Origin of the sequence: uncultured Algibacter sp., from assembly GCF_905480415.1 — a bacterium.
Classification (GTDB): domain Bacteria; phylum Bacteroidota; class Bacteroidia; order Flavobacteriales; family Flavobacteriaceae; genus Algibacter_B.
In genome coordinates, this window is sequence record NZ_CAJQQI010000133.1 from 1 (window position 1) to 13,264 (window position 13,264).

Genomic DNA, 13,264 nt, shown 5'->3' on the forward strand with positions numbered 1-13,264 from the left:
GCGCTTTCCAATTCGAGCGCAATAGAAGATTCTCGCCAAAAGGCGTGCTATAGGGAACTCCAAGCTTCGGGGTGTCCGATTAAGCTACTGTTTAATATATGACCGCCACCTCCCGTTAATAGTGATCAATAGGGATCAATATATTCAGATTTGATCCCGCGAGACCTGCTAGGCCAACAATACATTAACAATCTGATTCGGCCATAGAAAACCTTCACGTCATATTTGCTGTGCGATATTTTCAGGAGACATACTAACCACAAAACCTCCATATTATGGCGCATATCAGGATTAATTAAATAATGCGCTAACATGGTATCAAATAACTTGCCTTTAACGTCTACATTATATTTTGCTAAAACTTTAATGTCGTATTTTAAATTCTGACCAATTTTTTCAATGGTTTCGCTTTCAAAAAACGGACGTAATTGCTCAGTGAGTTCTTGAGCTTCATCTTTATTTTCTGGAAATGGCATGTAAAACCCTTTACCAATTTCCCAAGAAAAAGCTATACCTACGAGTTCTGCCGTTAAAGGATTTAAACCTGTAGTTTCAGTATCAAAACATACAGCCGTTTGATTCATTAAGTTTTTAATAAAAAGCTTGGTTGCCATTCCAGGTGCTACACTTTGGTAGAAATGTGAAGTTGTTTCAGAAGTTTTTCGGGTAAACTCTGAAACCGTTTCTGTTTGAGGTGCACTAGAAGGATCTCCTCCAAATAATGAAAATTGTCCTGCACCCGCCGAAGCTTGTTCTTTAGGTGCTGTTTTAGTTTCCGTTGCTTTTTTAGGAGTTTCAGATGGACTAGTTTCAGCTTGAACAGCAAATGTTTTGGTGAAATTATCAATCATTCTTCTAAACTCTAACTCTTGAAATATTTCGGTAACTTTCGGAATGTCCGGGTGGTCTAATTCAAAATCTTTCGCATTAAAAGTCACAGGAACATCGAGCATGATAGTTGCTAGCTTTTTTGAAAGTAGACCTAATTCGCCATTGGCTTCAATCTTTTCTTTCATTTTGCCTTTTAGCTCGTGTGTATTGGCTAAAAGATTTTCCATACTGCCATAAGCTGCTAAAAACTTTTTTGCTGTTTTTTCGCCAACACCAGGTAGCCCGGGGATATTATCACTAGCATCACCCATCATCCCTAAAAAATCAATGACTTGTAATGGGTCTGTAACTTCAAACTTTTTCTGAACTTCAGGAATGCCCCAAGTTTCGTAACCACCGCCAAACATAGGGCGATACATAAATATATTTTCAGAAACCAATTGTGCAAAATCTTTATCTGGTGTTACCATAAAGGTTTGGTAACCTTCTTTTTCGGCTTGTTTTGCAAGCGTTCCAATCACATCATCTGCCTCAAAACCAGCCTTAACCATTATGGGGATATGCATAGCCTTCAAAATTTCTTGAATAATAGGAACTGCAATTTTTATAGCCTCGGGTGTTTCGTCTCTGTTGGCTTTGTATGCCTCAAACATTTCCACACGGTCGGCACTTCCGCCTTTATCAAAACAAACGGCTAGATGGTCTGGACGTTCACGTTTTATAACATCTAAAAGCGAATTCATAAACCCCATAATAGCTGAGGTATCAAGGCCTTTTGAATTAATTCTTGGGTTTTTTATAAAGGCATAGTAGCCACGAAAAATTAATGCGAAAGCATCAACTAAAAAGACACGTTTGTTGTCGGACATATTTTTGTTTTGTTGAAGACTATAAAACTACGAAACTTAATTGTGGCATTGAAATGCAATTTGTAATTTTCCGAAGTTAATTTTATATAAATGAATACATTCTCAATTGCCATACATGGTGGCGCAGGAACTTTGGTAAAGGGTATGATGACGCCAGAGTTAGAATCTCGATATAAAGAGGCATTAAAAATTGCTTTAGAAAAAGGCTATGCTGTTTTGGATAAAGGAGGTACAGCTATTGATGCGGTTGAAGAAGCTGTAAAGCTCTTGGAAGATTCTCCTCTTTTTAACGCAGGGAAAGGAAGTGTGTTTACTGCAAACGAAACACATGAAATGGACGCTTCTATAATGGATGGTAAAACTTTAAATGCCGGTGCTGTGAGTTTAATTTCAGGAATTAAAAACCCTGTGGGTTTAGCTAGAGATGTGATGGAAAAAAGCGAGCACGTATTTTTAGCTGGAGAAGGCGCCATGCAATTTGCAAAACAATTAGATTATAAAATTGAAGATGCCCAATATTTTTATGATGAATTTCGCCATAAGCAATGGTTAGAAATAAAGGATACAGATAGTTTTCAGTTAGACCATGCTACTAAAAAAGATTCAAAATTTGGAACTGTAGGTGCAGTGGCATGCGACCAAGAAGGCAATATTGCAGCGGCGACATCAACAGGAGGAATGACCAATAAGAAATGGGGACGTGTAGGAGATAGCCCAATGATTGGCGCTGGTAATTATGCGAATAATAAAACATGCGCTATTAGTTGCACGGGAAGCGGGGAATTTTTTATTCGTGGTGTAGTCGCTTATGATGTAGCTTGCCTAATGGAACACAAAGGGTTATCTCTTCAAGAGGCTTCAAACGAAGTTATTAATAAACGCATTCTCGAAATAAACGGAGATGGCGGCTTAATAGCTGTAGATGTTGAAGGAAATATTGCCATGCCTTTTAATACTGAAGGAATGTATCGCGCAAGTAAAACGTTCAAAGGGGAAGCCGAAATTTCTATTTATAAATAAAATCCCTTTGAAAAAAGGGATCTCTTGATTCTGAACGATGTATATGAACTGCTTCTAGATTATGCGTTAGGGATAGAAACGACATCCTTTGTGTGAAGCTTCCAATATTAAGTCTATTTATTTAAAACTAGAGATGTATTACTAATGAGATCCCGAAGCAAGTTTGGGACTACTTCGCAGAAAGATATAGTGGATAGCCCGACCTTTAGGTAACGCCCAAAAATTTATAAGATTGCTGCTGACGAAGGGATTTTAAATAAAAGGAGCTTCAATTGGCAGTACAGTGACCTTTCTGTTTTTTATATCGTATTGATCGCTATTAGAAAGTACGTGAACCGTCATGTTGGCAATAGTCATTGGTGTGCCCTCTTCTAATAATTTTTCATTATTATGAGTAAGTTTACTCCCATCAAAAACAATAGCCATTCCTGATCCTATTACGGTGCAATCATTGCCATTTTTTATGATCATTCCGGTGTCTTCAGCAAGACCAATACCGATAAGTTTAGGAAATTTAGCGACAGCCTCACTTTGTCTTCCAAATCGGCCACGTCTAATAAAATGGGTGTCGATAATTAATTCTGGAATTAAACCTAAGCCAGTATACATAGCGACGGCACCTTTTATAAAAGCCTCTTTTGGGCTACCGCCAGCAATCATTTCATTGGTCATGGCCATAGCGCCAGCACTTGTTCCAGCAATTACAAATCCTGCTTCGTTTTTATAACGATCAATCATTATATCATGAATGGTAGTTGTGCCAATATGCTGTGTTATCTTTGATTGATTTCCTCCAGAAAACATGATGCAATTTGCAGATTTTATTAAATCTATAGAACTCTTTTTCTCAGAATCTTCTTTGCTTCTAATATCTAAAACATGTACATTGGTACAACCTAATTTTGCAAAGGCGCTCAAGTAATTTTCACCAACTTCTATTGGAATACTTGATGCAGTAGGAATCACCACTATTTTTGCATTGATGCCTCCAGCTTCCTTCACGACATGAAATAATATACCGTCGTCAATAAATTCAAGAGTATATAATTCACTGTCTTCAGTACCTTTATCTTCATTTCCTCCTATCGGAATAAGGATTCCTTTAATCTTCTGCATAAAATCTATCGCTCTAGTTTAAATATTAGGCAAAAATAAACTAATTTTTGTATTGAAAAATACTATATTTATATTCTTTCACAAATATTAAATCAAAAGAAAATTCCATGAAAATACGCGAGATAAATGCCATGAGAGGACCAAATTATTGGTCGATTAGAAGACATAAATTAATTGTAATGGTTCTTGATCTTGAAGAGATGGAAGCTTTACCTTCAAATAAAATTGAAGGATTTTCAGAGCGTTTAAAGACCATGTTTCCTTCCATGTATTCACATCGCTGTTCTGAAGGATGTGAAGGCGGGTTTTTTATGCGTGTTGATGAAGGTACTTGGATGGGGCATATTATAGAACATATTGCACTTGAAATTCAAACCTTAGCTGGTATGGATACTGGTTTTGGTAGAACTAGAGGTTATGGAGAAGAAGGTGTTTACAATGTGGTTTTCTCTTATATGGAAGAATCTGTAGGGCGTTATGCAGCACAAGCTGCGGTGAAAATATGTGAGGCTTTAATTGCCGGAGAAACATATGATTTGACTGAAGATATTCAAGAAATGCGAGAATTACGTGAAGCAGATCGCTTAGGTCCGAGTACAGGTTCTATAGTGGAAGAGGCCGTAAGTAGAGGTATTCCTTGGATAAGGTTAAATAAATATTCGCTATGTCAATTGGGCTACGGTGCCAATCAAAAGCGTATTCAAGCAACAGTAACTAGCGAAACGAGTAGTATTGGTGTTGAGATAGCTTGTGATAAAGAGGATACTAAATATTTATTGGAACAGGCTGAAGTTGAAGTGCCAAAAGGCGAGATTATCCGTCGTGAGCGTAGTTTAAAAGAGGCGTGTCGTTATGTTGGCTATCCTTTGGTTATTAAACCCGTTGATGGAAATCATGGTCGAGGTATTACAGTAGATATTATGAATTATGATGATGCCTTAGTTGCCTTTCAGCATGCAAAAGACAGTTCACGAAGTGGCGCAATTATTGTCGAAAAATTTATTACTGGAGATGATTATAGGTTACTCGTTATTAATAATGTGTTAGTTGCAGGAGCTATTAGAACTCCAGCCCATGTTATAGGCGACGGTAAGTCAACAGTTCAAGAACTTATAGATTTCGTGAATAGCGATCCTCGTCGTGGTTTTGGACATGAAAATGTATTAACAAAAATCACCACAAATGAGTTAACACTAACCATTATAAAAGATGCTGGTTATACTTTGGATTCTGTTATCACTGAAGGAGAAAAACTTATCCTAAAAGACACAGCAAACTTAAGTACAGGTGGAACTGCTGAGGATATTACAGATATTATTCACCCTGCAAATGTGAGTATGGCGGAACGTATTTCTAAAATAATTGATTTAGATATTTGCGGTATCGATATTATGACTACAGATATTTCTAAACCAATATCTGAAACTGGAGGCGCCGTACTAGAAGTGAACGCAGGACCAGGATTTAGAATGCACTTGGCACCAACAACTGGATTACCTCGTAATGTAGCAGCTCCAGTAATTGATAAATTATTTCCTCAAAAAGGCGATACAGGACGGATTCCTATTATTGCAATATCTGGAACTAACGGAAAAACAACAACAACCCGTTTAATTGCACATATCGCAAAAATGAAAGGGTATCGTGTTGGTTACACAACTAGTGATGGTGTTTACATTCAAAACAGACTCCTTATGACTGGTGATTGCACAGGACCCGCAAGTACAGAGTTTGTGCTTAAAGATCCAACGGTGAATTTTGCGGTTTTAGAATGTGCTAGAGGTGGTTTATTGCGCGCAGGATTAGGATTTAAAAAATGTGATGTGGCTGTGGTAACTAACGTAGCAGCAGATCATTTAGGATTAAAAGGAATACATACTATTGAGCAGTTGGCTAAAGTAAAAGCTGTTGTGCCAGAAACGGTGTTGCCCGATGGCTATGCTATTTTAAATGCAGATGACGACTTAGTTTACGATATGCGTCGTAATCTAGAATGTAATGTTGCCTTATTCTCAATGGATGAAAACAATCCAAGAATAAAAGCATTGCAGCGCTTAAATGGTATTACTGCGGTTTATGAAAATGGTTATGTAACTATATGCAGAGGTGAATGGAAAATGAGATTGATGAAAGCTGAGAACATCCCATTAACTTATGGTGGAAAGGCCAAATTCATGATTCAAAACGTTCTAGGAGCAGTATTAGCGGCTCATGTACAAGGTATTAGTATTGAAGATATGAAAGCAGCTTTAGAAACATTTATTCCTTCTGCAGCTCAAACGCCTGGCCGTTTGAATTTATTTGAATTTAATAACTTTACTATTCTGTTAGATTACGCACACAATCCAGCAGGTATGAGAGCGCTTCAAAAATTTGTAGAAGAACTAGACGCAACTGTTAAGGTTGGAATTATTGCCGGTATTGGTGATAGGCGCGTTGAAGATAATAACGAAATGGGTAGCATCGCAGCAGAAATGTTTGATGAAATTATTATACGACAGGATAAACGTTTGCGTGGAAAAACAGAGCAAGAGCTTATTAAAATGCTGAATGATGGCATTATGATGAAAGATCCAAATAAGAAAACAACCATCATCCCTTCTGAGAAAGAAGCCATTACTCATGCCGTTAAAAATGCAGTAAAAGGGTCTCTTATTGTGCTTTGCAGTGATGTTATTCCAGACGCTTTAGATTTGGTTCAGAAATTAAAAGAACAAGAAGCTAGGGGTGAGTTAACTTTCGCCGACTAACATAAAAAGAGGTTTAAAAAGTTTATAAAAAAATCATCGACGAAATGTTCGGTGCTAGAAATGGTATGCAGTTCTGAAGTCTTATTTAGATACATTTCATCTATGGATATAATTATCAGCGTTACAATCTAACTTTTATTAAAGTAATCAGATTGGATCTGTTCATTAACACCATCTTGGAATTTAGTCATACTAAACCATTGATGTATCGAGTAACTTCCTGTTTCGCCTTGTTTGTTTACGGCTATATAGCCTACTTGAAAGTTTTTATAATCACTGTTAGATTTGTTAACAATTCTGCTAATTGCTTCTTCACAAGCTTCTTGCGGTGTTTTTCCCTGTCGCATTAATTCAACTACTAAAAAACTTCCAACTGTTTTCACCACTTCTTCACCTAAACCTGTAGCAACAGCACCACCAATCTCATTATCAACAAACAATCCAGACCCAATAATTGGTGAATCTCCAACTCGACCACCCATTTTATATGCTAAACCACTTGTAGTACATGCTCCGGAGATATCTCCATTTTTGTCAATAGCGAGCATACCTATGGTATCGTGATTTTCTATATTTATTATAGGTTTATATTTAGCTTCAACTTTCCATTTCTCCCATGCTTCTGTAGAAGCCTCAGTTAATAAGTCTTCAAGTTTAAAACCTTTAGAAACTGCAAATTGTTTAGCGCCTTCACCAGCAAGCATTACGTGCGGAGTATCTTCCATTACTTTTCTTGCTACAGAAACCGCATGTGTTATATTTTGTAAATAAACAACAGAACCACAATTACCATGTTCATCCATGATACAAGCATCGAGAGTTACATTACCATCACGATCAGGTAAACCGCCTTTACCTACAGACTGTCCTTTTTCGTTTGCTTCTTCAACCATGCACCCTTGTTCAACAGCATCTAGAGCATTGCCTCCTGCTTGTAATATTTCCATAGCTTTAGCCGTAGCATTTATTACATGCCATGTTGCAATGACTAAGGGTAATGTTGCTTTAATCGTTGAATTTGCAATGGCTTTTTTTTCTTTTGAAGTGTTTTCAGCACAACTAACTAATGCTGTTCCCACTGCGATACCAGCTCCAGTTAAAGATGCGTTTTTGATGAAATTTCTGCGTTTCATGATATTGATTGTTTCCTAGAATTCTTAAATCCGTAATAGAATATATAGCCATAGCATATAGTAACGAATAGAAATGCTAATTTAAAGCCTATTGAATCGATTAAATTTCCGCAAATAAGCGGAATAATGGCACCACCAACTATAGCCATACATAAAAGTCCAGAACCTTTGGGTTTTAATTCGCCAATACCATCAATAGCTAAAGTAAATATGGTTGGGAACATAATTGAATTAAATAAACCAACAGCAAGAATACTCCACATAGATATTAATCCTGTTGTACTTATTGAAATTAGGATTAATAAAATGGCGATAGAAGCAAAGATGCTTAATACTTTTCCTGGGTTCATTATTTTCGTGAGATACGAACCTATAAAACGACCAATCATAGCACCAGACCAATAGAAAATAACAAAAATACCAAGCAAGGCTTTATCATCTGCACCATCTAAAGATTTAAAAAATAAGTTTGCTACAGTGTCTGCTATGCTCATTAAGGTGTTGCTTTCTTGTATCAATGGTACCATATTCATCTCTTGAAAATAGTTTACTAGAAAGCTTCCAATAGATACTTCGGCCCCAACGTAAAAGAAAATACCAAGCACACCTAGCATTAAGTTTCTTTGTTTGAATGCATCAGAGTATGTTCCTGTTGCTTCTTCGCTTATCAATTTTGGGAGCTTTGCAAACAAGAAAATTACTGCAATAGCAATAATAAAAACTGCGAGTCCTAAAAATGGTTTTTGAACCGCTGAAGCTTCCGAGGCCAAATACGTTTCTTTAGCAGTTTCTGAAAGAGAAGCTATTTCGCCTTTCGTTTTAATAGCGTCACTTAAAATAAATAGAGCTCCAACTGCTGGAGCAATGGCTGTTCCTAGTGAGTTAAATGCTTGAGATAAATTTAAACGACTAGAAGCGCCATCTTCACTTCCTAAAACAGCAACATAAGGATTTGCTGCTACTTGTAAAATGGTTATACCTCCAGCTAAAATAAAATAAGCTACTAGAAACAATCCAAAAACACGATATGAAGCAGCTGGATAAAAAAGTAAACAACCAAAAGCCATAGTTAGTAAACCAAGTATGATACCTTTTTTATAGCCAATTTTTGATAAAATATAACTCGCAGGAATAGATAAGATAAAATAAGCTCCAAAAAAAGCAAATTGTACTAAGATGGCTTGCGCATAAGTAAGTGTAAATAACTCTCGTAATCTAGGAACTAAAGAGTCTACTAAAACGGTAATAAATCCCCAAAGGAAAAATAAAATTGTCAGTAAAATAAAGGAAGAACGATACGATTTTTGTTGATTCATATTAGTATTGGTTAGTTTTATTTAATTGAAATTTCATCTACAAAAACCCATCCTCTACCATCATAAGGATAACCTTTATGCCATTCAGGAACTTTTCCAAGTTTCTTAGCTATAATCTTTACATATTTATAGTTGTTCTTAGCAATTTCAAACTCAATTGTTTTAATTTCTAGATCACTATTTCTTTTTGAAGCATCAATCTTTTGCGCAGGTAAAGCTTTAAAGTTCTTATTATCTTTTGAAACAAAACATTGTACTTCTGTTGGGTAAAAAATCCAAGCACCTTGATCTTGTAAAAAGTTAACCTTTACTGAAGAAATGGTTTTTTGAGAGCCTAAATCGACTATGGCAATAACATCAGTGTCATTATAACCTTGCCAGCTACCAGTTCTATAATTTTTAGTACTTCTAATACCATCTATTAGTGCGTCATTGCCGCCAGCAGAATATTGATTAGCGAACTCGCTTTCAAGAGTAATACTAAGGTTTGGATCAATCCTAAAGAAAGGTGTAGTTAATACAGGGCTTTTTAAATTTTCTTTTTTTGAATATAACTTTACTTGTGTGTCATCATTTATTGTAAATGGTTTTTCGTAAACCTTAAAATTATCATTATTTAAAGCGAAGTAAATTGTTGCATTACCCTCAGAGGTGTTTAGAACAATTTCGGTTGAACCTCTAAATGTAATATCACCTTTTTCGATATACGGTGAAGCTAAGATAATGTGTTCGGTAATTTCTGTTATAGGTTCATTACCAACTTTACTTCCCCAGGTAGCAGGATCATCTGTCATCGTAAATTCTAATGTACCACCAGAAATTATATCTTCATGCTTAAGGTATGTGACATCTAAATTCTTTCCATTCAATTTTACATTTTCAATATAAATATTAGAATCACTAAGGTTATTTGCGGTAATATTGAATTGCTTTCCGTTTTCAAGATTAATTGAAGCTTTATCAAAAAGAGGTGTGCCTATGATGTATGTATTACTTCCTGGTGTTACCGAGTAGAATCCCATTGAACTCAATACATACCAAGCACTCATTTGTCCGCAATCTTCATTTCCAGATACACCGTCAGGATCGTTGTTGTAGAGTTCTGTTAAAATTTGATGCACTTTCTCTTGCGTTTTGTGAGGTTTATTTACAAAATTATAAAGATAAGCCATATGGTGACTTGGTTCATTACCATGAGCATATTGCCCAATTAAACCAGTGATATCAGATTGGTCACGACCAGAAGTTTGTGTTTTTGCATTAAATAATTCGTCGAGCTGAGCTTCTAATTTATCTTTTCCTCCAAGTAACTCTATAAATCCTGAAACGTCTTGAGGTACATAAAAGCTGTATTGCCAAGAATTGGCTTCGGTGTAATTAAAATTCACCTCATAGGGATCAAAAGGCGCAAACCATGTATTTCTAAAACGTCCACGCATAAATTGAGTTTCTGGATCAAAGACATTTTTATAGTTCTGTGCACGTTTAATGTAAGTTTGGTAATCATCTGTTTTACCCATTTCTTTTGCCATCTGCGCAATGGTCCAATCATCGTAGGCATATTCTAAAGTTTTAGAAACTGATTCGCTTTCTTCATCTACAGGAATAAAACCATATTTTTTATAAGCTTCTAGTCCAAATTTGTCTCTTGTAGCCGAATGTTTCATCGCTTCAAAAGCTTTTTCAGTATCATAACCTCTAATTCCTTTTAAATAAGCATCAGCTACAACTGGCACTGAGTGATAACCAATCATACAATCTGTATAATTACCAGCTAAATCCCACATTGGCATAATGCCGCCTTCATCATACTTCGCGAGAAATGTATTGATAAAATCATTGGTTCGTTCTTGTTCGATTATGGTATACAGTGGATGTGCAGCTCTATAAGTATCCCAAAGTGAAAAAACAGAGTAATAGTCAAAATCAGCATTATGAATTTCTAAGTCCATACCTCTATAGCGACCATCAATATCTTGATAGCGTTGAGGCGCTAACATGGTATGATATAATGCCGAATAAAAATTAGTTTTTTTATCTAGGTCATCACTTTCAATAACAATTTTTTCAAGTTGTGATTCCCAATATTTTTGGGCTTCTTTTTTTACAGTTTTAAAATCTTTATTATTGATTTCTCCTTCAAGGTTTTTGCGTGCGCCATCAATATCAACTGCAGAAATTCCGACTTTAATTAGTATAGGCTCGTTATTAGGATTAATAAATTTTAAAGAAGATCGCCTTGCGCCTGGTATTCCAGTTTTTGGAGGCGATTGTAACATATCATTAAAAGGATGAGATGTTTTAATAGCGAAGAACAAACGTTGGTCTTTTGCCCAAGCTTCTGAATGACGATACCCAACAATTTCAGTATCCGAAATCTTGTCAATTTTTGCATCTAAAACCTTATCACGATGCACCAAATCTAAAATTACAAATTGATTTTCAGGTGTAGGGAACTGGTATTTATGAAGTCCGCTACGATTAGAAACCGTTAATTCTACATCGATATTAGTCGAATCTAAATGCACCTTATAATAACCTGGTTCTGCAATTTCATTATCATGAGAAAAGTGCGCACGATAGCCTTTTTTTCCATCTGCACCATTATTAAAATTATGTTCGTTGGTAGGCATTAAAAGCACATCGCCATAATCACTAATGCCCGTTCCACTGAGATGTGTATGAGAAAACCCATAAATATAACTATCAGTATAATGATATCCAGAACAGCCATCCCAACCATCTAATCGCGTATCTGGTGATAATTGCATCATACCAAAAGGCAGGGTTGCACCTGGATAGGTATGTCCATGTCCGCCAGTTCCAATAAATGGATTTACATAAGAAATTAAATTGGCATCTTTTTGAGCTGGAATTGCATTACCTTTTTTTGTACAGGCAATCGTACTAAAAAGTACTAAAAATGAAATAGATAAAAGAAAAAACCTCATAAATTGTATAAGTTATTTATTTCTCTAAATTAGCAATATAATGATATTGATTTTATTTTAATGAGGATTTTTAGATTAACAACGCAGATTGTTATATGGACAACGCTACTTAGCATATATACGTCATGTAATAATGCACAAAGTAAGTTAAAAACTCCAGAAATCATACCAATTACTCAAAGTCAAATTGTCAATAATGGTAAATTTATTTTGAATAATACTATTGGAATTAGTTATCCAAAAGAATTTAAAGTTTCTTCAGATTTTATAAAAACCTATATTAAAGATGGTAGTTCAATTGAACTTGGAAGATCGAATGATATTGAATTTATATATGATTCTCAAATTAATAATGCCGAAGGTTATGTCTTAGATGTTAAACCTGATAAAATAGAGATTCGAGCAAAAACAGATCAGGGTGCTTTTTACGCCGTACAAACATTACGACAATTATTACCGCCTGAATTTGAAAATGGTTCTTATAAATTAAAACAGGTCGAGATACCTTGCGTTTCAATTTCTGATGCACCACAATTCAAGTATCGTGGAATGCATCTCGATGTTGGTCGTCACATGTACTCGGTAGATTTTATTAAAAAATATATAGATGCTTTAGCTATGCTAAAATTTAATACATTTCATTGGCACTTAACCGAAGATCAGGGATGGAGAATTGAAATAAAAAAATACCCAAAATTAAATACCATAGGCTCATATAGGGATTCAACACTTGTTGGGCATTACACAGATAAACCCATTAGGTATGATAAAAAAAAATACGGTGGTTATTATTCACAAGAAGAAGTCAAAGACATTGTCGCTTTTGCCAAATCAAGAGAAGTATTAATAATTCCAGAGATAGAAATGCCTGGTCATGCTCAAGCCGCTATAGCCTCATATCCATTTTTAAGTTGTGAGCAAAAACAAATTGGAGTAGCATCAACATGGGGTGTATTTGAGGACATCTATTGTACAAGAGAGAGTACATTTACGTTTTTAGAAGATGTTATAGATGAAGTAATGGATCTATTTCCTGGAAAATATATTCATATTGGTGGAGATGAAGCCCCAAAAAATAGATGGAAAAAATGTAATGATTGTCAAAACTTGATAAAGAATGAAAAATTAAAAGATGAGCATGAACTACAAAGTTATTTTATAACTAGAATTGAGAAATATATTAATGCAAAAGGAAAAAAAATAATTGGTTGGGATGAAATTTTAGATGGTGGGTTAGCTCCAAATGCAACAGTGATGTCATGGCGAGGTGAAAGCGGT

At 35.5% G+C, this 13,264-nt stretch carries 7 protein-coding genes and 1 pseudogene; 3 read left to right on the forward strand and 5 right to left on the reverse strand.

Annotation, left to right across the window (positions count from 1 at the left end; all coding sequences use genetic code 11):
- Window positions 1-260: 260 nt before the first annotated feature.
- Window positions 261-1,700: pseudogene (locus QZ260_RS09055) on the reverse strand (5'-3' exonuclease H3TH domain-containing protein); the annotation flags it as partial.
- Between the two features lie 90 nt (window positions 1,701-1,790).
- Between QZ260_RS09055 and QZ260_RS09060 the strand changes: the two are divergent.
- A complete protein-coding gene (locus QZ260_RS09060) occupies window positions 1,791-2,720 on the forward strand; it encodes an isoaspartyl peptidase/L-asparaginase (RefSeq protein WP_295985280.1) in 930 nt (309 codons plus the stop codon).
- A 252-nt stretch (window positions 2,721-2,972) separates the two neighbouring features.
- Here the strand turns inward: QZ260_RS09060 and QZ260_RS09065 are convergent, their stop codons facing one another.
- Window positions 2,973-3,836 (reverse strand): cyanophycinase, encoded by an 864-nt coding sequence (locus tag QZ260_RS09065; RefSeq protein ID WP_295985282.1) that lies wholly within the window; start codon window positions 3,834-3,836, stop codon window positions 2,973-2,975.
- Window positions 3,837-3,943: 107 nt separating this feature from the next.
- Here QZ260_RS09065 and cphA point away from each other — a divergent pair, with 107 nt between their 5' ends.
- Window positions 3,944-6,586 carry a cyanophycin synthetase gene (gene cphA, locus QZ260_RS09070; protein ID WP_295985283.1) on the forward strand — a complete coding sequence of 881 codons (2,643 nt, stop codon included), beginning with the start codon at window positions 3,944-3,946 and terminating at the stop codon, window positions 6,584-6,586.
- Window positions 6,587-6,714: 128 nt separating this feature from the next.
- Here cphA and QZ260_RS09075 read toward each other — a convergent pair whose 3' ends face one another.
- The 3 genes from QZ260_RS09075 to QZ260_RS09085 are packed head-to-tail and all read right to left on the reverse strand — an operon-like array spanning window position 6,715 to window position 11,986.
- Window positions 6,715-7,719 carry a N(4)-(beta-N-acetylglucosaminyl)-L-asparaginase gene (locus QZ260_RS09075; protein ID WP_295985284.1) on the reverse strand — a complete coding sequence of 335 codons (1,005 nt, stop codon included), beginning with the start codon at window positions 7,717-7,719 and terminating at the stop codon, window positions 6,715-6,717.
- Window positions 7,716-9,035 carry an L-fucose:H+ symporter permease gene (fucP, locus tag QZ260_RS09080; RefSeq protein ID WP_295985286.1) on the reverse strand — a complete coding sequence of 440 codons (1,320 nt, stop codon included), beginning with the start codon at window positions 9,033-9,035 and terminating at the stop codon, window positions 7,716-7,718. Before fucP ends, QZ260_RS09075 begins: the two co-directional genes overlap by 4 nt.
- 17 nt (window positions 9,036-9,052) lie before the next feature.
- Complete coding sequence (locus QZ260_RS09085; protein ID WP_295985288.1) at window positions 9,053-11,986, reverse strand: GH92 family glycosyl hydrolase; 2,934 nt, start codon at window positions 11,984-11,986, stop codon at window positions 9,053-9,055.
- Between the two features lie 60 nt (window positions 11,987-12,046).
- On the opposite strand from QZ260_RS09085, the gene QZ260_RS09090 reads away from it, so the two are divergent.
- The coding region (locus tag QZ260_RS09090; RefSeq protein ID WP_295985289.1) for a beta-N-acetylhexosaminidase at window positions 12,047-13,264 on the forward strand (1,218 nt) is incomplete at its 3' end.

Coding starts and splice junctions, on each gene's coding strand:
- QZ260_RS09075 (WP_295985284.1), bottom strand. CDS start 7,719: ATGAAACGCAGAAATTTCATCAAAAACGCATCTTTAACTGGAGCTGGT.
- cphA (WP_295985283.1), top strand. CDS start 3,944: ATGAAAATACGCGAGATAAATGCCATGAGAGGACCAAATTATTGGTCG.
- QZ260_RS09060 (WP_295985280.1), top strand. CDS start 1,791: ATGAATACATTCTCAATTGCCATACATGGTGGCGCAGGAACTTTGGTA.
- QZ260_RS09085 (WP_295985288.1), bottom strand. CDS start 11,986: ATGAGGTTTTTTCTTTTATCTATTTCATTTTTAGTACTTTTTAGTACG.
- QZ260_RS09065 (WP_295985282.1), bottom strand. CDS start 3,836: ATGCAGAAGATTAAAGGAATCCTTATTCCGATAGGAGGAAATGAAGAT.
- fucP (WP_295985286.1), bottom strand. CDS start 9,035: ATGAATCAACAAAAATCGTATCGTTCTTCCTTTATTTTACTGACAATT.